The sequence below is a fragment of the Amycolatopsis umgeniensis genome, assembly GCF_014205155.1.
GTDB classification, from domain to species: Bacteria; Actinomycetota; Actinomycetes; order Mycobacteriales; family Pseudonocardiaceae; genus Amycolatopsis; species Amycolatopsis umgeniensis.
In genome coordinates, this window is sequence record NZ_JACHMX010000001.1 from 631423 (window position 1) to 651481 (window position 20059).

Annotated in this window: 18 protein-coding genes and 1 tRNA gene; 4 read left to right on the top strand and 15 right to left on the bottom strand. The window is 68.4% G+C overall.

Features of this window, described 5'->3' with window-relative positions; translation table 11 throughout:
- The first annotated feature begins 244 nt into the window (after positions 1-244).
- Together HDA45_RS02770 and HDA45_RS02775 are read left to right on the top strand one after the other, a co-directional pair.
- Positions 245-1444 (top strand): MFS transporter, encoded by a 1200-nt coding sequence (locus HDA45_RS02770; RefSeq protein WP_184891738.1) that lies wholly within the window; start codon positions 245-247, stop codon positions 1442-1444.
- Positions 1445-1496: 52 nt separating this feature from the next.
- Positions 1497-2921 (top strand): M28 family peptidase, encoded by a 1425-nt coding sequence (locus HDA45_RS02775; protein ID WP_184891739.1) that lies wholly within the window; start codon positions 1497-1499, stop codon positions 2919-2921.
- 34 nt (positions 2922-2955) lie between these two features.
- Here the strand turns inward: HDA45_RS02775 and HDA45_RS02780 are convergent, their stop codons facing one another.
- From HDA45_RS02780 to HDA45_RS02795, 4 genes are all read right to left on the bottom strand, one after another.
- The gene (locus HDA45_RS02780; protein WP_184906579.1) at positions 2956-3114 is read right to left on the bottom strand and encodes a hypothetical protein; all 159 of its coding nucleotides are present in this window, start codon (positions 3112-3114) and stop codon (positions 2956-2958) included.
- Between the two features lie 154 nt (positions 3115-3268).
- Entirely contained in the window at positions 3269-3685 is a 417-nt protein-coding gene (locus HDA45_RS02785) for a DUF6892 domain-containing protein (RefSeq protein WP_184891740.1), read from the bottom strand.
- 59 nt (positions 3686-3744) lie between these two features.
- Complete coding sequence (gene pdxS / locus HDA45_RS02790) at positions 3745-4659, bottom strand: pyridoxal 5'-phosphate synthase lyase subunit PdxS (RefSeq protein WP_076161791.1); 915 nt, start codon at positions 4657-4659, stop codon at positions 3745-3747.
- A 189-nt stretch (positions 4660-4848) separates the two neighbouring features.
- Entirely contained in the window at positions 4849-6273 is a 1425-nt protein-coding gene (locus HDA45_RS02795; RefSeq protein WP_184891741.1) for an FAD-binding oxidoreductase, read from the bottom strand.
- A gap of 174 nt (positions 6274-6447) precedes the next feature.
- On the opposite strand from HDA45_RS02795, the gene HDA45_RS02800 reads away from it, so the two are divergent.
- Positions 6448-8556, top strand: a complete 2109-nt coding sequence (locus tag HDA45_RS02800) for an elongation factor G-like protein EF-G2 (protein ID WP_184891742.1) — start codon at positions 6448-6450, stop codon at positions 8554-8556.
- Here the strand turns inward: HDA45_RS02800 and HDA45_RS02805 are convergent.
- The 6 genes from HDA45_RS02805 to HDA45_RS02830 form a co-directional block, all read right to left on the bottom strand.
- Entirely contained in the window at positions 8550-9011 is a 462-nt protein-coding gene (locus HDA45_RS02805) for an XdhC family protein (RefSeq protein WP_184891743.1), read from the bottom strand. The genes HDA45_RS02800 and HDA45_RS02805 overlap by 7 nt on opposite strands.
- An 8-nt stretch (positions 9012-9019) precedes the next feature.
- Positions 9020-9502: an NUDIX hydrolase gene (locus HDA45_RS02810; protein WP_184891744.1), complete on the bottom strand. Its 483-nt coding sequence runs from the start codon at positions 9500-9502 to the stop codon at positions 9020-9022.
- Positions 9499-10644 (bottom strand): glycosyltransferase family 4 protein, encoded by a 1146-nt coding sequence (locus HDA45_RS02815; protein WP_184905229.1) that lies wholly within the window; start codon positions 10642-10644, stop codon positions 9499-9501. Before HDA45_RS02815 ends, HDA45_RS02810 begins: the two co-directional genes overlap by 4 nt.
- Before the next feature lie 22 nt (positions 10645-10666).
- Positions 10667-11584 carry a phosphatidylinositol mannoside acyltransferase gene (locus tag HDA45_RS02820; RefSeq protein ID WP_184891745.1) on the bottom strand — a complete coding sequence of 306 codons (918 nt, stop codon included), beginning with the start codon at positions 11582-11584 and terminating at the stop codon, positions 10667-10669.
- Positions 11581-12222 carry a phosphatidylinositol phosphate synthase gene (gene pgsA / locus HDA45_RS02825; protein WP_101607335.1) on the bottom strand — a complete coding sequence of 214 codons (642 nt, stop codon included), beginning with the start codon at positions 12220-12222 and terminating at the stop codon, positions 11581-11583. Before pgsA ends, HDA45_RS02820 begins: the two co-directional genes overlap by 4 nt.
- Positions 12223-12324: 102 nt before the next feature.
- A complete protein-coding gene (locus tag HDA45_RS02830) occupies positions 12325-12867 on the bottom strand; it encodes a MarR family winged helix-turn-helix transcriptional regulator (RefSeq protein WP_184891746.1) in 543 nt (180 codons plus the stop codon).
- A gap of 118 nt (positions 12868-12985) precedes the next feature.
- Between HDA45_RS02830 and HDA45_RS02835 the strand changes: the two genes are divergently transcribed.
- The gene (locus tag HDA45_RS02835) at positions 12986-13528 is read left to right on the top strand and encodes a YceI family protein (RefSeq protein ID WP_184891747.1); all 543 of its coding nucleotides are present in this window, start codon (positions 12986-12988) and stop codon (positions 13526-13528) included.
- Between the two features lie 306 nt (positions 13529-13834).
- Here HDA45_RS02835 and HDA45_RS02840 read toward each other — a convergent pair whose 3' ends face one another.
- From HDA45_RS02840 to HDA45_RS02860, 5 genes are all read right to left on the bottom strand, one after another.
- Positions 13835-14371, bottom strand: coding sequence for an HIT domain-containing protein (locus HDA45_RS02840; protein ID WP_184891748.1), 537 nt, complete (start codon positions 14369-14371; stop codon positions 13835-13837).
- Positions 14368-16428, bottom strand: coding sequence for a threonine--tRNA ligase (gene thrS, locus HDA45_RS02845; RefSeq protein WP_184891749.1), 2061 nt, complete (start codon positions 16426-16428; stop codon positions 14368-14370). Before thrS ends, HDA45_RS02840 begins: the two co-directional genes overlap by 4 nt.
- 139 nt (positions 16429-16567) lie before the next feature.
- On the bottom strand, positions 16568-17182 hold the full coding sequence (locus HDA45_RS02850) for a malonic semialdehyde reductase (RefSeq protein WP_184891750.1): 615 nt from the start codon (positions 17180-17182) through the stop codon (positions 16568-16570).
- A 155-nt stretch (positions 17183-17337) separates the two neighbouring features.
- The gene (locus HDA45_RS02855; RefSeq protein ID WP_184891751.1) at positions 17338-18864 is read right to left on the bottom strand and encodes a sugar transferase; all 1527 of its coding nucleotides are present in this window, start codon (positions 18862-18864) and stop codon (positions 17338-17340) included.
- A gap of 893 nt (positions 18865-19757) precedes the next feature.
- Positions 19758-19829 (bottom strand) — tRNA-Val (locus tag HDA45_RS02860).
- Positions 19830-20059 lie beyond the last annotated feature (230 nt).

A 20059-nucleotide genomic window follows, 5' to 3' on the forward strand; every position in this document is an offset into this window, starting at 1 on the left:
TCTGATGTTCCTGTTCTTTCACGGAGAAGAGGAGGTGAACGACCATGGCTTACTGGCCCCCCACGACGGTCTCCCACTGACCCAGTCAGTGCATACGACCGAGAAGCGCGATGCTCCCGCCCACGGGTGGGAGCATCGCCACGGTGAATGCCACTAGCATCGAGGGAGTCGTCGGTAATTCGATTGACGAAGATGAGCTGGGGGTCGGATGCGCGCGTATCGGCATTTGTTCGGGTTCCGTGGTGTGCCACGGTTGGTCCTGGCGCTGATCGCGAGCAGGCTGGCCGCACCGATCCTCAATCTCAGCATGCTGCTGGCCATCGTCTCCACACACGGCTCCTACGCGGTCGGCGGCGTGGCCTTGACGGGATTCTCCCTCGCTCTCGCGGTCTGCGTGCCCCTGTCCGGACGATTGGTGGACCGGTTCCACCCCCGTCCGGTTCTGCTGGGAGTGCTCGCCGTCCACGCCATCGCCTACGCGGCGGCGGTGATCGGCATGACGCAGCAGGCCCCCGCGTGGGTACTCGTGGCCGCCGCAGTCGCCTTGGGGGCGAGCACACCACCGTCGGCGCCGGTCATCCGGTCCACGTGGCCCGCGATCGTTCCCGCCGAACACACCCGGACCGCCTACGCCTTGGACGCGGTGCTCAACGAGGTCATGGTGGTGACCGGGACGCTGCTGGTCTCGGCGCTCGTCGCGCTCGCCTCCCCCGTCGCCGCCGTGGCGGTGGCAGGGGCGTGCACGGTTCTCGGTGTGCTGACCCTGCTGACGGTTCCGACGCCGCGAACACGGGCGAGCGCCGAACCGCCTGGTGAGGTGTCCCGATCCCGGCGGGCTCTCGGCCCCCTCGCCGATGGGCACGTCCGGGTGCTGCTGGGGATCACCGCCTTCGACATGCTGGCGTTCGGCTGCGTCGTCGTCGGGGTGTCCGCCGCGGCCGCGTCGGGCGGGAATCCCGGCCTGTCCGGCGTACTGCTCGGCGCCTACTCGGTCGGCGCGGTGGTCAGCGCGCTCGGATACGGCATGCGCCGTCGCGAGGCCCGCCCTCGCCGCCAGCTCGTCATGTTCCACGCCGCGTCCGCGGTACTGCTCGTCGCCACCGGGGTCGCGCCCGGACTCGTCCTGGCGGGCGTGGCCTTGCTCGCCGTGGGCCTGGTCAGTGGCCCCCGCGACACGCTGCACCAGATCGTGCTCGGCGACGTCGCTCCGCCCCGGCAACGGACCGAGGCGTTCGCGTGGATGAGCACCTTCATGTGGGTGGGCAACGGCATCGGCACGGCTGTCGCCGGACAACTCGTGACCTGGAACGAAGGTGACCACACCACGACCTTCCTGGCGGCCGCGATCGCGGCCGCTGCCGCCGCGGCGTTCTCGTTGCTCCTGCGCTCCACCCTGCGCACCCGCGCGACCGCATCACCTGCCTCGGCCACTTCCCCGCGGTGATCCGCGGCGGCCGCCCACCGTCTCCACACTCCGCTGGGAGGAAACGATCCCCATGAACCCCCGTCGGATTCTGTCCTCGCTCGCCGTCGGCGCCGTCCTGCTGACAACGGCCTCACCCGCGTCCGCGTCCGATCCCTGGTGGCTGGCGAAAGCACTGGCCTCCGAGGTGACCGGAACCAAGGCATGGCACCACTTGAAGGCGATCTCCGAAGCGACTCACGCGCACGGTGGCAACCGCGTCTCCGGTTCCCCGGGATACGACGCGGCCGCCGGATACGTGACCAAGACCCTGACCGAAGCCGGTTACCGCGTGCGGCGCCAGGAGTTCACTTTCCCGGACTACGAAATGGTCGCGGAGAAGGCGACCGAAACGGCCCCGGTCAACAGGGCACTGCATCCGCTGCTGGCCTACTTCTCCGTCTCCACCACCGAAGCCGGCGTCTCCGCCGTGCTCGCCGAACCGGCGGGACGGGCGACCGGATGCACGCCGGAGGACTACACCGGCGGCGACGTCACCGGCAAGATCGTGCTCGTCGACGCCGGAGGCTGTGCCACTTCCCTCAAGCAGGTCATCGCCGCCGACGCCGGTGCGGCCGCCGTGGTGATGAACGTGAACTACACCAATCCCACCATGAACATCCGGCATCGGATCGTGCCGCCCGCCGACGCGCGTATTCCCACCGCCACCCTCACCCGGGCGGAAGCCCAACAGCTGAGGGCCGACGCGGCCAAGGGCGAAGTCTCACTTCACCTGGATCTGCGGAGCAGGCAGATCACCACCAAGGGATACAACCTCATCGCGGACACTCCTACCGGGGCCGAGGCCGACACGGTCGTCGTCGGCTCCCATCTCGACAGTGTCGACACCACGCCCGGAATGAACGACAACGCCGCGGCCGCCGCGATGCAACTGGAGATCGCGCGGCAGCTCGCCCCGCATGCGGGCAAGATCAAGAACCGGGTCCGATTCGCCTGGTGGGACGCCGAGGAGAAAGGTCTCGTCGGGTCCCAGTACTACGTCGATCGGCTCAGCCCCGAACAGCGGGCCGAAACCGGCCTGTACCTGAACCTCGAGATGATCGGCTCACCGAACTTCGCGCGCCAGGTCTACAACGGGCAGACGCCCGGAGGCCCCGCGCCTGAAGGATCGAAACAGATCACCAAGACCATCGGCGACTACTTCGCGGGACGGAACCTTCCCACCGTCGGGCTCGAACTCGACGACCGTTCGGACCATTCCCCGTTCATCAAGGCGGGCATTCCCGCCGGAGGTGTCAACGCGGGCGCGGAAACCCTCAAACCGGCGGAGTGGGTGCCGCTGTTCGGCGGGACGGCGGGAGAAATGCTCGACCACTGCTACCACCAGTCCTGCGACACCCTCGACAACGTCAACCCGACCATCTTCGACCAGTTCGGCCGGGCCATCGCCTGGACCACCGGCCGCTACGCCGTCGATGCCCTGAAGCCCACGGGCTGATCGGTCGCTTCCCGGCCAGAGCCCGGGTCACTCCTCAGGCGCGGACGCGTTCGGCACGGTGGGCGCGGATCCTCCTGCCCGCCCGGCGGGCTCGCTCGACCCACACGCTACGACCGGCCTTCAGCATCTGCTCGGTCCGGTAGTCCACCTCGGCCAGTACCTCGGCGAGCAGAACGTCGTTGCTGTTCATCATCGTTTCCCCTCAGGAACTCACTACCTCGTTCGGTAATGACCAGATTCGTCCTGAGGGGCAGCCTTGGGCATCGGGTGATCACCTACGTACAGCGGCGGATCGACCCCTTACCCTCGCTCGCTCCCTGCTCGAGAGCCGTAAGGGGTCGCCCGGGTCACAGCCAGTCCGCCTCGATGCCTCGCGTCCGCAACGTCTCCAGAGCCTCGTCGTCGCCCGTGTAGAGCAGTGTCATCGACTTCAGATTGGGAAAGTGCTCGACGTCGGCGAACTCGTCGACGTCGAACAGTCCGTCCTCGCCATCCCAGTTCGGCGCGATCTCCAGGTAGATCTCGTTGCCGCCGTCCATCTCGATCTCGGTGACCTTGTCCGCGAGCTCGGCGGGAACCTCGAACGCGTCGAAGTAGGCCAGGGCCTCGGGTACCGCCTCGACGCTCCCGCCGTCGAAGGTGAAACCCTGCTCGGCGGCGTACTCCCGCAGGCTGAACCTCGGCAGGAGTTCCTGGTTGTACATCAGCTCCTGGACGACGGCGAGCTTGAAGTTGCGGTCGGCGAACCGGATCGGCTGATTCATGCCGAAACCCTATAGACGGTGACGACACCGCCTATAGGGTTCGAACACACCCTCGGCTGCTACCAGCCGCGCTCGGAAAGACGGTGAGGCTCGGGCACGTCGTCGACGTTGATGCCGACCATGGCCTCGCCGAGACCGCGCGAAACCTTCGCGATGACGTCCGGGTCGTCGTAGAACGTGGTGGCCTTGACGATCGCCTCGGCGCGCTGCGCGGGGTTGCCGGACTTGAAGATGCCGGAGCCGACGAACACGCCCTCGGCGCCGAGCTGCATCATCATCGCGGCGTCGGCCGGGGTCGCGATACCGCCCGCGGTGAACAGCACGACGGGCAGCTTGCCCTTCTCCGCGACCTCCTTGACGAGGTCGTACGGCGCCTGGAGTTCCTTCGCCGCAACGTAAAGCTCGTCCTCGGGCAGCGAGGAAAGGCGGCGCAGCTCGGCGCGGATCTTGCGCATGTGCGTGGTCGCGTTCGAGACGTCGCCGGTGCCGGCCTCGCCCTTGGAACGGATCATCGCCGCGCCCTCGTTGATCCGGCGCAGCGCCTCGCCGAGGTTGGTCGCACCACAGACGAAGGGCACGGTGAAAGCCCACTTGTCGATGTGGTTCTCGTAGTCGGCCGGGGTCAGCACCTCGGACTCGTCGATGTAGTCGACGCCGAGCGACTGCAGCAGCTGAGCCTCGACGAAGTGGCCGATGCGGGCCTTCGCCATCACGGGGATCGAGACGGTCTCGATGATGCCGTCGATCAGGTCCGGGTCGCTCATCCGGGCGACACCGCCCTGGGCGCGGATGTCCGCGGGGACCCGCTCGAGCGCCATCACCGCGACGGCGCCGGCGTCTTCGGCGATCTTCGCCTGCTCGGCGGTGACCACGTCCATGATCACACCGCCCTTGAGCATCTCCGCCATCCCGCGCTTGACCCGGGCGGTGCCGGTGAGCGAGGTGGTGGCCGTGTTCGTGGAGTCGTCAGACACTGCTGGACCTTTCGGAAAGCGCACGAGGTGGGATGACGCTTCCGAGCGTAAGCCGCCTTTGGACCTCTGAAGCAGGCCAGTTCGCGGCGATTTCAGCAGTCCACTGGGTGATCTAGGGCGCATTCAGTCCTCTGGATGCGGTAGTTGCCCGCGCAACTACCGCATCCAGAGGACTAAACGCGAAGGGGGTTAGCGGGCCAGGCCCTGCTCGAAGGCGAACAGGCCGTCCGGGTCGTACTTGCGCGCCACCCGGCGCAGCCTCGGCAGGCTGTCGCCGTAGTACGCCTTCGCCCAGTCCGGCATCTCAGGGTCGATGTAGTTCACGTACCCGGCCTGCCCGAATTCCCGGCCGAGCTCGTCCCGGACCCGCCCGATCACCTGACGCGCATGTGCCTCGCCACCGGCCAGGCCGCGGGTGATCTGGATGCTGCCGAGCGCGGACCGGTGCGGGAAGCACGACTCGCGCGACGACACCCGCGCGATCGCTCCGCCGTACGAGTCGACGATCGAGTACAGCGCGGGGTCGCTGGTCAGGAGCGACGCCAGCGCATCGGGATCCGCCACCCGACGCGTCAGCATCCGCGAAGTGGAGACGTACTCGCCCCGCTGCGCCGCCGCGGCGGGGAAATTGGCCTCCTCGGCGAAGGCACGCATGGTCGCCAGATGCCCCTGCTCGCTCACGTCCCGCGTGAGCGGCTGGGTGCCGACGCGCCGGACGAGGTCGTCGATCAGCGGGTTCAGCTGCGCGGCGCGGCCCACGAAACAGCCACCGCAGTTCACGGCCTCCGCACCGAGACCCATCCCCGACCACAGTTCGTCCGGCATCGCGGGCTGCCACTCCTGCCAGGCCGCGACCAGATCGGCCAGCACGGCGGGCGGGAAGGTCAGCCCGAAGTTCGTCAGTGTCCTGGCCGCCGCCGTGCGGAAGGTGAACGAAGTGACGATGCCGAAGTTGCCGCCGCCACCGCCGCGCAACGCCCAGAGCAGGTCCGGCGCGGTCTCCTCCGACACGTGACGCAGTTTCCCGTCCGCGCCGACGAAACGCACGGATTCCAGATTGTCGCAGGTCAGTCCGTACTTACGGCCCAAGACACCGATCCCGCCGCCGAGTGTCAGCCCGGCGATGCCGACCGTCGGGCAGCTGCCCGCGGGCAACGCGCGGCCCGCCGCCGCCAGGGCCTCGTACACCTGGCCGAGCTGAGCGCCCGCCCCGATCGCCGCGCGGCCGCCAGGCCGGATCCCGACGGTGGACAGGCGGGACAGATCGACGACGAGCCCTCTGTCCACTATGGAGTAACCGGCGTAGCTGTGCCCGCCCGAGCGCGCCGCGATCGGCACCTGGTGCCGCGCGGCGAAATCGACACAGCGCCGGACGTCGTCCTCGTTCGCACATACCGCGATCCCGGCGGGCAGCCGATGGTCGTAGAGCGAGAAGAACCCGAGCCGGGCTTCGTCGTACCCGGGTTCACCGGGCCGGAACAGGGTGCCCGTCAACCGGGCTCGCAGCCGTTCCCATTCGTCCCCGCCACCGTGCCCCGGTATCGCCGCGGGCACCGCCGCCAGCACCGGGACCGCACCTGCCAGCCGCAACACCGTCCGTCTGTCGAGCTCCATCGCTCATCCCCCACCATCGGATCCGGTTCGGATTCGCCTCCTGGTGTCCTCCATCGAGCATAGCGCCGGGTCGACATTCGGGGGTTCCCTCGCCGGTCTCCTTGCCGCGACGGCGCTCGCGGGTGTGTGATCGAGGACACACTGTTCGCGGCGTCGTGTGGTGAGGAGACCGGCATGGCCGAGAAACAGAGCAAGAACGGAGACTCCGGGGCCGCCGTCGCTGTGGACGACCCGGCGAAAGTGCGCAACGTCGTCCTGGTCGGCCCGTCGGGATCCGGCAAGACGACACTCGCCGAAGCACTGCTCGCCGCGTCCGGCACGGTGACGCGGGCAGGCTCGGTCGTGGAGGGCACCACGGTGTGCGACCACGATCCCGCCGCGGTCCGGCAGCAACGGTCGGTCGGCCTCTCGGTCGCGCCGGTGCTGCACCAGAACCACAAGATCAACCTCATCGACACCCCCGGGTACGCGGATTTCGTCGGCGAGCTGCGGGCCGGGCTCCGCGCCGCCGACGCGGCGCTGTTCGTGGTCTGCGCGGCGGAAGGCGTCGACGCGGCCACGATCGCGGTCTGGGAGGAATGCGCGGCCGTCGGGATGCCGAGGGCGGTGGTCGTCTCCCGGCTCGACCATCACCGCGCCGACCCCGAAGGCGAGATCGCTGCCTGCCAGGCGGCCTTCGGTGCCGGCGTGCTGCCGCTGTACCTGCCCGCTCGCGACGGGCTCGTCGGGCTCATCACCCGCCGCTACTTCGACTATTCGCGAGGCTTCCCGCCCGAGGTCGGCGAACCGGACGAGGCCGATCTCGCCCGGATGACCGAGGCCCGCAACGAACTGATCGAAGGGGTCATCGCCGAGAGCGAAGACGAGTCGTTGATGGACCGGTATCTCTCCGGTGAGGAGATCCCCGAGGACACGCTGATCGCCGACCTCGAGACCGCCGTCGCCCGCGGGTCCTTCCATCCGGTGATCCCGGTGTGCGCGACGACCGGGGTCGGGCTCGCCGAAATCCTCGACGGGATCGTGCGCGCCTTCCCTTCGCCGCTCGAACACGTCCCGCCGGAGGTCACCTCGCCCACCGGGGAGCCGCACGCGAGTCTCCGCGCCGATCCCGACGGCCCGCTGGCCGCCGAGGTGGTCCGGACCGCCGTCGACTCCTACGTCGGCCGGGTGTCGCTGGTGCGGGTGTTCTCCGGGACGCTTCGCCCGGAACGCCCGGTGCACGTCTCGGGCCACGGTCTCGCCGAACGCGGCCACGAGGATCACGACGCCGACGAACGGGTCGCGCATCTGTACTCGCCGCTCGGCGCGAACCTGCGCGAAGTCCCGTACTGCGTCGCGGGCGACCTCTGCGCGCTCACCAAGGTCGGCTCGGCCGAGACGGGCGACACCGTCTCCTCCCCCGAAGACCCGCTGATCATGAAACCGTGGACGATGCCGGAACCGCTGCTGCCGGTCGCCGTCATCGCGAAGACGCGCAGCGACGAGGACACGTTGGCGCGCAACCTTTCCCGGCTCGTCGCGGGCGATCCGACACTGCGGCTGGACCGCAACGCCGAGACGAACCAGCTCGTGCTGTGGTGCATGGGCGAGGCCCACGCGGACGTCGTGCTTTCGCGGCTGCGCGCGGGAGGCGCCGACGTGGACACCGAACCCGTCCGCATCAGCCTGCGGTCGACCTTCGCCGGGCCGGGCCGCGGGCACGGGCGGCATGTCAAGCAGTCCGGCGGCCACGGCCAATTCGCCGTCTGCGACATCGAAGTCCAGCCGCTGCCGAGGGGTTCGGGTTTCGAGTTCGTGGACAAGGTCGTCGGCGGTTCGGTGCCGCACCAGTTCATCCCCAGCGTCGAAAAGGGAGTCCGGGCACAGGCTCAGCGGGGACTGGTCGACGGCCATCCGCTGATCGACATCCGGGTGACACTCGTCGACGGCAAGGCGCACAGCGTCGACTCGTCGGACGCCGCGTTCCAGACCGCGGGCGCGCTCGCGCTGAAGGAAGCCGCCGCGGCCGGGAAGATCGCGTTGCTCGAACCGCTCGAAGAGGTGGCGGTGCGGCTTCCGGACGAGCACCTGGGCACCGTGCTGGGTGACCTCTCGTCCCGGCGGGGTCGCGTTCTCGGCACCGAATCGGCTGAAGGCGGCCGCACGGTCATCCGCGCCGAGGTGCCCGCGGCGGAACTACTGCGCTACGCGATCGACCTGCGTTCGCTGACTTCGGGCACGGCGACCTTCACGCGTAAGCACGCCCGATTCGAGCCGATGCCGGAAGGAGCGGTGGCCTACTGAAACGCGAAGCCGCCCGGCCGTCCGTTCCGATCGGCCAGCAGACCGGCCAGGGTGGCGACGGCGATTTCGGGCGGCGTGCGGGAGCCGATGTTCAGCCCCACCGGGCGATGCACGCGGGCGATCTCGGACGCCGGAACGCCCAGTGCCTCGAGCGCGGCCACATGCGGCCCGGCGTGGCGCGGGTTGCCCAGCACGCCGACCCACCGGGCCGGACGGTCCAGCACGGCCGCGAGCGCCTCGCCGAGCTCGGGCCGGTCGTGATCGGTGACGACCACGTCGGCGTCCGCTCCGAGTTCCGGCACCGTCGAGACGGCCTCGAAGCCGGGCTCGACGTCTGTCGCGCGTGCGCCGTCCGGCTCGAACAACACCGTCTTGTAGCCGAGATCCTTGCCGTAGCGCAGGAGGAAGGACGCCACCGGCGTCGCGAAAACGGCGACCAGTACCCGCTCGGTCATGGATCCTCCTAAAGGTCGGGCTCGGCGATTTCGAAGTATTCCGGGAGCCGGGCGGTACCGGCGAGGCCGAAGTACCGGACCTTCCGGCGACGGCGCAGATGCAGCGTGTCCCGGACGGCGTCATTGTGCACCCGCCGCGCGATGACGACGCGGTGCTCGGCATCGGTCAGTTCCTCGGCCAGCGGCGGTGGCAGGGTCGCGCGGTCGACGGCGGCCAGCCGCAGTGTCAGTTCGCTCTCCTCGGCTTCGCGATCCGGCCTCTTCGCCTGCTCGGCGCGCTCGGCCAGCCCGCGCAACTCCTCGTCGCCCAGGATCGCGGCGGCCGCCCTGGCGACGACGGCGCGCCGCGCGAGGGCGGCGTCGAGAGCCGCCCAGCCCGCGTCCGTGCGGACGTGCAGCCGGTCCAGCCGGTTCGCCGTCGCGAGCAGGAAAAGCCCGCCCAGCACGACGATCACGGCCGCCAGGCCGCCTGTCCACAACCAGGTCGTCATCGGCTGAACTCGCGTTCCCCGGCGCCGACCCGCCGGGGATCGGCGGCGATCGCCGTCTCGTACACCCGCAGCACCTGCGTGGTGACGACGGACCAGTCGAACATCGCGACCCGCTCCCCCGCGGCCGCCGCCAGCGACGCGCGCTGTGCGGGATCGCCGAGCAGCTCACGCAATCCGTCGGCCAGCGCCGCCGCGTCGCCGGTTTCGGTCAGCATTCCGGCCTTGCCGTCGTCGAGGACCCGGCGGAACGAGTCCAGCCCGCTCGCCAGCACCGGGGTTCCGGCCGCCATCGCCTCGGTGAGGATCATGCCGAAACTCTCGCCGCCCGTGTTCGGCGCGCAGTAGACGTCGACGCTGCGCAGCGCCCGCGCCTTCGTCTCGTCGTCGACCTGGCCGAGCAGATCGATATGCGGCGCCAGCTCCGGCCCGGCGTCGCGCCGGAGCTGATCGGCGTCGCCGCGGCCGACGACCAGCATCCGCAGCTCCTCGAATTCCGGCAGCAGCATCCGCAACGCCTCCAGCAGGACACCCATCCCCTTGCGGGGCTCGGTGTACCGCCCGACGAACCCGATGGTGCCGCCCGCCCGCGGATATCCGTCCAGTGGGAGCGCGCGGGAGAAGAAATCGACGTCGACACCGTTGGGCACCTCGACCGCGTCACCGCCGGCGTGCTCGACCTGGACCCGGCGGGCCAGCGCCGACACCGCTATCCGGGCGGTGATCTTCTCCAGCAGCGGCCGCAGCACCGGCTGGAACGCCGCCAGGGTGCGCGAACGGGTCGTCGCGGTGTGGAAGGTCGCCACGATCGGGCCGTCCGCGACCTTCAGCGCCAGCAGGGAGAGACTCGGAGCCGCGGGCTCGTGGAGGTGGAGGACGTCGAAGTCGCCGTCGCGGATCCACCTTCGCACGCGGGAGTAGGACACCGGGCCGAACTGCAGCCGCGCGACCGAGCCGTTGTACGGGATGCCGAGCGCTTTGCCCGCGGGGACGACGAAATCCGGGACGTCGGAGTCCTCGTCCGCCGGGGCGAGCACCGAGACCTCGTGCCCGCGCGCGAGAAGCGCCTTCGCGAGGTCGATGACGTGCCCTTGTACGCCGCCCGGCACGTCGAACGAGTACGGGCAGACGATCCCGATCTTCATGACCCGTGCCTGAGCCATCGGCTCAACTCGCTTCGCCGAGGGCGGCTTGTTCCCCGGCTTCGAAGTCGGAGAGCCAGAACTTCTGCATCATGTGCCAGTCGGCCGGATGCGCGGCGATGTCACCCGCGAAGATGTCCGCCAGCGCCTGGGTGGCCGCCGGGACCTCGGACCGGTTCGTGACCCGGATCCGCGGGTGCAGCCGGATCTGCCAGCCGTCCTCGGTGAACCAGCAGCCCGCCGGGATCAGCGCGGCACCGGTGGTGGCGGCCAGCCGGGCAGGGCCGCCCGGCATCCGGGTCTGCTCGCCGAAGAATTTGACCGGTACCCCGGAGTTCGTCAGGTCCCTGTCCCCCACCAGGCAGATCGCCTTGTTCTCCCGCAGCCGTTTGAGCAGCACGCGCATCGCGGAACTGTCGCCGGTGAGCGGCACGATCTCGAAACCGAGAGATTCCCGATAGGACACGAACCGCTGGTACAGCGACTCGGGCTTCAGCCGCTCCGCGACCGTGGTGAAGCCGCCGAGGTAGTCCGCGAGCCATACGCCCGCCGCGTCCCAGTTGCCGCTGTGCGGCAGCGCCATCACCGCGCCGTTGCCCTCGGCGAGGGCGGCGTCCAGGTTCTCGACCCCGGTGATCGACTGGGCGACCTTGCGGCTGACCTCCTTGTGGTCCATCGAGGGCAGCCGGAACATCTCGTGCCAGTAGCGCGCGTACGAACGCATCGCGCGGCGGGTGAGTTCGTCGAGTTCGACGCCGTCGGCCTGCGGCACGACCCTGGCGAGATTGCTCCGCAACTGGCGCACCCCGCCGCCGTCCCGCCGGACCGCCAGGTCGGCACCGAGGCCGAAGGTCACCGAGCCGACCTGCTCCGGCAGCCAGCGCGCGAGCCGCCAGCCCGCCGCGTAGCCGAAGTCACCCAGCCGCTGCGAGAAGCCGCTCATGACCCGCCTTCCGTGGCGGGTGGCCCGGCCGCCTTGGCGGCCCTCGCCGCCTTGGCCACCGCGGCCGTCCGCTGCAGAAGGGTGATCACCGAGAGCACCGCGAGCAGCCAAAGCGTGATGTCCACGGTGTACGGAACGCCCAGACCGTGCAGTCCGGTTCCCACCAGGGCGATGATCAGCCGTTCCGCCCGCTCCACGAGACCGCCGTCCGCCTCCAGGCCGGAAGCCTCGGCGCGGGCCTTGACGTACGAGATGACCTGCGCGAGCACCAGGCAGATGAGAGCGGCGGCCGCGGCCGGGCGGTTGTCGTCGTGGACGAAGCACCACCACGCGATCGCGGCGAACAACGCGCCGTCGACCAGTCTGTCGCAGGTCGCGTCGAGTACCGCCCCGAACGCCGTGCCGTACCCGCGGGCGCGAGCCATCGCGCCGTCGAGCAGGTCCAGCATCGCGAAGCCCCAGACGGTGAAGGTGCCCCACAGCAGCATGTCGTTCGGGAAGAACACGAGCGCGCAGAGCACCGCCCCGGCCGTGCCGATGACGGTCATCGCGTTCGGGGTCAGACCGGCGCGCACGAGCACCTTCCCCATGGGGTCGGTGACGCGGGAAACGGAGGCGCGCGCGAAAATGTTGAGCATCGGTTCTTCAGGTGCACCTAAGCAGCAGGGTCGGTTGGGCGTCCGAAGCCTATCCACCCGCACCGACACCCGTCGTCGTGCCCGCCCTGGACCGGCTTCGGCTCAGTCCGCTTTGGCCAGTTCGGCCCTCTCTTCGAAGTCGGCGAGATTGCCTTCCCGCAGCGCCAGTTCCGCCTCCGCGGCGGCGCATTTCGGCGACAGCCGCCCCAGGACGGCGGCGCTGATCTCGCCGAGCGCCTTCACCTGTTCGGGGGTCAGCGGGTCGAAAAGGCTCTCGCGGACGGCCTCGACGTGCCCGGGCGCGGCCTTCTCCAGCGCGGCGAAACCTTCGGCGGTGAGCACCGCCCAGGAACCGCGTTTGTCGGTGGGACAGGACTCGCGGTGCACCCAGCCGTTGGCCTCGAGCCGCGCGACCGCGTGCGAGAGCCTGCTGCGCGACGCCTTGCGCGCGTCGGCGAGCTCGCTCATCCGCAGACGGCGGCCGGGCGCTTCGGACAGGGCGACGAGTACCTCGTAGTAGGTGTGGGGCATGCCCGCCTCGTGCTGGAGCTGGCCCTCCAGATGCGCTTGCAGCATCCGCGTGGCCGCGGAGAAGTCGCGCCAGACTTTTTGCTCCTCGTCGGAGAGCCATCGGGGTTCGGACATGTCACCCATTCTACCCCTGGTTGAACGCTCAACCAAACTGCGCTACAGTCGTGGTTGAGCGCTCAACCAGACGAGGGTTCACCACGGCCAGACCAGAGACTTTTTGGAGATCGACTTCATGACCACCACCGAAATCCCGGGCTACGTCGCAGGCAAGTGGACCGTCGACACCGCCCACTCGGACATCGCCTACACCGTGAAGCACCTCGGCCTGGCGAAGTCCCGCGGCAACTTCACCGCCTTCACCGGCGAGGTCGTCACCGCCGACAACATTCTCGACTCCTCGGTCACCGTCGAGATCGACGCCTCGTCGGTCGCCAGCGGTGTCGACGGGCGTGACACGCACCTCAAGTCCGAAGACTTCTTCCACGTCGACGAGCACCCGGTCATCACCTTCCGCTCGACCGGCATCCGCGAGGACGGCGGCGACTACGTCATCGACGGCGAGCTCACCTGGCGCGGCAAGAGCGTCCCGGTCTCGCTCGAAGCCGAGTTCAACGGCATCGGCACCAACCCGGCCAACGACAACGCCACCACCCTCGGCGTCTCGGCCACCGCCACCGTGAACCGCCGCGACTTCGGCATCGGCCCGGAGGGCAACGCCTTCCTGTCCGAGAAGGTCAAGATCGACATCGAGCTGCAGGCCGCGCTCAACGCCTGAGTCGCGCCTCGACGCGGCGTGAAGGCGTCCTTCATGTACTTAGGCGTCCTTTGGTTCGTGGGTCCGGTCCGTGAAGGGCCCCTTGCCTACCCTCAAGGTGGCGAAGGAGGCCTTCACGGACTTTGCGATCGCCACAGTCGCCACTTTCGCCCCAGAGGCACCAACAGTCACAGCGGCCGCGCGTGAAGGCCTCCTTCACGCGGCTCAGCCGAAGAAGCTCGACCTTCACACCCTCCCCAAGTACGTGAAGGCCCCCTTCCTTGCGCCTAGCGCAAGGAAGGGGGCCTTCACGTACTTACCGCCGGCCTACCAGGCATCCGCCAGGAGCTGCCGCGTCTCCCCCAGCAACTGCGGCAGCACCTTCGTGTGCCCGATCACCGGCATGAAGTTCGCGTCGCCGCCCCATCGTGGGACCACGTGCTGGTGCAGATGAGCGGCGATCCCCGCGCCCGCGATCACGCCCTGGTTCATCCCGATGTTGAACCCGTGCGCCGAGGAAACCTCCCGGATCACCCGCATCGCGCGCTGGGTGAACTCCGCCACCTCGACGGTCTCTTCCGCCGTCAGGTCCGTGTAGTCCGCGACATGGCGATACGGCACGGCCATCAGGTGGCCGGGGTTGTACGGGTACAGGTTCAACACCGCGTACACCGTCTTCCCCCGCGCGAGGATCAGCGCGTCCTCGTCGCTCTTCTCGGGAAGACGACAGAACGGGCAGCCCTCGTCGGGCCTTTTCGACCCCTGGACGTAGGCGAGCCGATGCGGGGTCCACAGGCGCTGCAAAGCGTCCGGAACCCCGACACCGTCCTGTCCGACGACGTCGGGGCCATCGGGGCCCGTCACCGGAGGACCGCCTCCAAGCCCGCCACGGTCGGCGAGGAGTTCTCACGGCGCTGCACCCAGCCGGCGATCGCCTCGACCGCGTCGGCCACCGGGACACCGTTGATCTGGCCGCCGTCGCGGAACCGGAACGACACCGCGCCCGCCTCGACGTCCTTGGCGCCCGCCAGGAGCATGAAGGGCACCTTCTGCGTGGTGTGGGTGCGGATCTTCTTCTGCATCCGGTCGTCACCCGCGTCGACGTTGGCCCGGATCCCCTTGGCCCGCAGTGCCTTCTCGACCCCGCGCAGGTGCTCCACCTGGTCCTCGGTGATCGGGATGCCGACCACCTGGACCGGCGAAAGCCACGCCGGGAACGCGCCGGCGTAGTGCTCGGTCAGCACGCCGAAGAACCGCTCGATCGAACCGAACAGCGCGCGGTGGATCATCACCGGACGCTGACGGCTGCCGTCGCCCGCGGTGTACTCGAGCTCGAACTTCTCGGGCAGCATGAAGTCCAGCTGGATGGTCGACATCTGCCAGGTGCGGCCCAGCGCGTCCTTCGCCTGGACGGAGATCTTCGGCCCGTAGAACGCCGCGCCGCCCGGATCCGGCACCAGCTCGAGCCCGGAGTCCACGGCGGCGGTGCGCAGCACCTCGGTCGCCTCGGCCCACACCTCTTCGGACCCGATGTACTTCTCTTCGTTCCGAGTGGACAGTTCGAGGTAGAAGTCGTCGAGACCGTAGTCGCGCAACAGGTTCAGCACGAAGTCCAAAAGGGACTTCAGCTCACCGGGGACCTGCTCCAGGGTGCAGAAGATGTGCGCGTCGTCCTGCGTCATGCCACGCACACGGGTCAGCCCGTGGATCACGCCGGACTTCTCGTAGCGGTACACCGAGCCGAACTCGAACATCCGCAGCGGCAGTTCCCGATAGGAACGCCCGCGCGAGCGGAAGATCAAGTCGTGGAACGGGCAGTTCATCGGCTTGAGGTAGTAGTCCTGGCCGGGCTTGCGGACCGTGCCGTCCTCGTTGTGCTCGGCGTCGAGGTGCATCGCCGGGTACATGCCGTCGCGATACCAGTCGAGGTGCCCGGAGGTCTCGAAGAGCGCGCCCTTGGTGATGTGCGGCGAGTAGACGAAGTCGTACCCGGCCTCGACGTGCCGCTGGCGCGAGTAGTTCTCCATCTCCTGCCGGATGATCCCGCCCTTGGGATGGAACACCGGCAGGCCCGAGCCGATCTCGTCGGGGAAGGAGAAGAGATCCAGCTCGACACCGAGCTTGCGGTGGTCGCGCCGCTCGGCCTCGGCGAGGCGCTCCAGGTAGACGTCCTGCGCCTCGGCGGATTCCCAAGCGGTGCCGTAGATCCGCTGCAGCTGCGGGTTCTTGTCGTCACCGCGCCAGTACGCCGCGGCGACGCGGGTGAGCTTGAACGCCGGGATGAACTTGGTGGTCGGCACGTGCGGACCACGGCAGAGGTCGCTCCACACGCGCTCCTTGGTGCGCGGGTCGAGGTTGTCGTAGATGGTCAGCTCGCCGCCGCCGACCTCCATGATCTCGGAGGTGTCCACATCGGACTTGATGTCGACCAGTTCGAGCTTGAACGGCTCGTCGGCCAGTTCCTTCTTGGCCTCGTCGACGGAGTCGAAGACACGGCGGGAGAACTGCTGCGAACCCTTCACGATCTGCTTCATGCGCTTTTCCAGCGCTTGCAGGTCTTCCGGGGTGAACGGGGTGTCGACGGCGAAGTCGTAGTAGAAGCCGTCCTTCACCGGCGGGCCGATGCCGAGCTTGGCCTGCGGGAACTGCTGCTGCACGGCCTGGGCGAGCACGTGGGCGGCCGAGTGGCGGATGACGCTGCGGCCGTCGTCGGTGTTCGCCGCGACGGCCTCGACCTCGACCTCGGACTCCGGAGCCCAGGACAGATCGCGAAGGTTGCCCTCGGCGTCGCGTACGACGACGATCGTGTCCGGTCCCTTGGTCGGCAGCCCGGCTTCGCGGACCGCTGTGCCCGCCGTAGTGCCCGCCGGTACCACCACGCGCGAGGCGGTTGCGGCTGCTACTGACGACGGCTGGGACACGATGGACTCCTCGCGGTGAAAGCGGATGGTTCCCGTGATGTTAGTCGTCAGCCACGACAGGGCTCACGCGCATTACCCCTTAACACCACGAAGGCCTCCTTCCCATCGGAAGAAGGCCTTCGCGTATCGAGCGACGAGGTCAGACGGTCTCGACGACCTCGTCGAAGCCCAGTCGCGGCAGGCGGTCGTACCAGGGGTTGTCACCCGGCTTGCCGACGTTGATCACGACGAGGGACTTCCACTGCTTGCCCGCGAAGAACTCCTTGTCGACGCCGTCGTTGTCGAAGCCGGTCATCGGGCCGGCGGCCAGCCCGGCGGCGCGGACGCCGATGATGAAGTAGCCGACCTGCAGCAGCGCGTTGAGCTTGGCGACCTCGACGCGGCCCGCCTCGTCGGCGAACAGGTCCTTGGCGCCGGGGAAGTGCGGGAACGTCCGCGGGAGGTGCTCGTGGAACTCGGTGTCGGCGGCGAGTACGACGGTCACCGGCGCGGTCTCGGTCTTGGCGCGGTTGCCCTCGGACATCAGCGGGGAGAGGCGCTTCTTGCCCTCTTCGGTGCGGATCACCAGCGCGCGCAGCGGCTGGTTGTTCATCGACGTCGGGGCCCACTTGACCAGTTCGTAGATCGCGCGGATCTGCTCGTCGGTCACCGGCTCGTCGCTGAAGCTGTTCGCGGTGCGGGCCTCGCGGAACAGCAGGTCCTGAACGTCCTGCGGGAGGTTCAAGGCTTCGGTCGGCTCAACGCTGGTGGTCATGGGTGGTTCTTCCTTCCGTACGCGTCCTTGTACTCGCCTCAACCTAGTTGAGCGCTGAACTATTTCTCGTTCAACTACCTCTACGTGTGCGGTCGCTCACAAGAACGGCCGCCGTCCCGGAGGAACGACGGCCGTCGAGCCGATGCTGAGACAGGTCAGTAAGCCCCACGCCCCTGCACCACAGCCCGGAAGGTCTTCCAGAGGATCACCAGGTCGAGAGCGAGGGACCAGTCCTCGACGTAACGCAGGTCGAGGCGGACGCTCTCGGCCCAACTGAGGTCACTGCGACCACTGACCTGCCAAAGCCCTGTCAGCCCCGGCTTGACCAGCAGACGACGGCGCGCGTCGGGAGCGTACTTCGCGGTCTCCTCCGGCAACGGCGGACGAGGTCCGACGAGGGACATGCGTCCACTCGCGACGTTGAACAGCTGCGGCAGTTCGTCGAGCGAATACCGGCGAAGCATGCCGCCGACCCGCGTGATCCGCGGATCCTTGCGCATTTTGAACAGCGGCCCCGCACCTTCGTTCTCCGACTGGAGGTCCTGCTTGAGCTTGTCGGCGTTGGTGACCATCGTGCGGAACTTCAACATCGTGAAGGTGTGGCCGTCACGGCCGACGCGGCGCTGCCGGTAGATCACCGGACCGCGGTCGTCGAGTTTGATGGCGACCGCGATCGCCAGCAGCACCGGGGAAACCAGGGTGAGGAGCAGGGCGGAGCCGAACCGGTCGAGCACTTCCTTGACCAGACGGCGGCCGCCGGTGAACATCGGCGCGCTGACCCGCAGCAGTGGCATGCCGAGCACCCCGGAGACGTTCAGCCGGGGACCGGCCACCTCCATCAGCATCGGGGCGACCACCATTTCGGCGGAGGTCCCCTCGAGGTCCCAGGCGAGCCGCTGCAGGCGTTTCGGATTCCAGTGCTGATCCGCGGTCACCGCGACCACCCGGTAGCCGCCACGGCGGACGTGGCCCGCGAGTTCGTCGAGCTTCCCGACGACCGGGACGCCCTCCACCTCGCCACTCCCCCGCTCCGCGCCGGCGCCGCTGTATGTGCAGACGGCTTCCACCCGCCAGCCGACATGGGGATCGGCCTTGGTGCGGGCGATGAGATCGGCGACCGTGTCGGGACTTCCCGCCGCGAGCACCGGCAAGAGGCATTCACCGAGCCGCCTGCGCCGGTGCAGCACCTGTCTCAGCGCGTACCGCTGCAGGAACATGAAGACCGAGATCATCGGGACGACGATGAACACCCATGGCTGCACGGCGAGCGCGCCGAAGAGCAGGCCGCCCAGCGCGACGAGGACCGCCGTGGCCACCAAGCCCCGGCCCAGCGTTCGATACTCCTCCGCGCCCTCACCGAGGACTCGCGGACTCCAGGCGCGACAGACCGACAACCCGAACAAGAAGGCCGCGGCGGTGCCGAGCGCGTGCATGTCGTGTGGATCGGATCGATCGATCAAGAAGGCGCTCATCACGATGAGCGCGAAGGCGGTGAAAACGTCACTACCGATGACCCAAGCACGGTAGCGCGATTCCCAAGCCGCGTACGGCGGGCGTGCCGACGTGTTGTCGACCGCCGCCGCGCTGCCCGCGTCCCTTTGCGGGGGAAGCGGGATCGACTGAAGGTCGATGTGCTGCGGCGTCCCGTTAACGGTGGACGACGGCCGCACCGACTCTTCCATCAGACCTCCCGGAGTGGGGATTCCCGAACGCCGGATCGACACGCTGAGTAAATGAGAGTGATTTCGAAGAGTGATCGATTCTCACTGTTCCTCAGCGGCCGATGGGGCGACACACGCCAAGGTATCGGCCACTCTCCGACCATCGTTACAAGGATTTCGAGCCACACCCTGCGCGAGCTTCAGGCAAATGAATGCCGTGTTGATAACAAGATGATGACGATGCGTAATAGACCGTATCCGCCGAACAACTACGCAAAGTAGTCACGAATTCCCGGCTTTCCCGGCCACTCGGGGCACCGCGCGCCCAAACGGCCGAACAGCCTCGAAAACTCCACAGTGGACGGTTCGCCGAAGTCGATCTCCCGCCGGTCCACAGTGGATTTTGCGCCCTCGCGGCACCACGGCGGGCGAGGCGCGCTCACGTCGCGCCGACCTACCTTGTCAATCGGTCACCGGAGTGGCGTTTCGTCACATCACGTCAGCATCACGACACCCCCTCTGCCGGAGCCGGACGGGTGAGCCGGCCGTCCCTGCTCCGCGTCACTTCGACGGTGGTCTGGACCTTCTCACGAGGCGCGAAGTGCGGAGGATCACAATGTTGTCTCGACACCTGGTCCACTCGACACTTTCCACGCGCTCCGCGAAGATTCCGGCGAATGTCCACACCGGTCGCGAAGACCGCCTTCGGAGATCTTCGAACCCTGGCCGCCCCGCCGTCATCTTTACTCCGGAGCGATTCGGCGCATCGGCGGACCCGCCCGCGACGGCAGAAGTACCGTCCCCACATAACCCGCGTCCGACCTGGGGATCGGATGCCTCCGGACGGCTCGCCGCCGACAGTGTCCGAGAATGAATCAAGGCCCCGGACCGAGTGGTCCAGGGCCTTCATCCGGTGGGCGATACTGGGATCGAACCAGCGACCTCTTCGGTGTGAACGAAGCGCTCTCCCGCTGAGCTAATCGCCCGCTCGCGGTGTCCGGCAGACTCTACCTCACGACTTTAGGGGGCCTGCAAACGGGTGGTTCGCGCTGACCACACTCCGCTCACCAGCAAATACGGAGCGAACAACCACGAGCTAGCCGGGGTTGTCGGGGCCGGGGGGCGCCCGCGACGCGTTTCGACATTCGTGCGACGGTGCTATCGCGTGACGACTAAACCGCGCAGTATGTACATGTGGACTGCCTGCAGGGCGCAT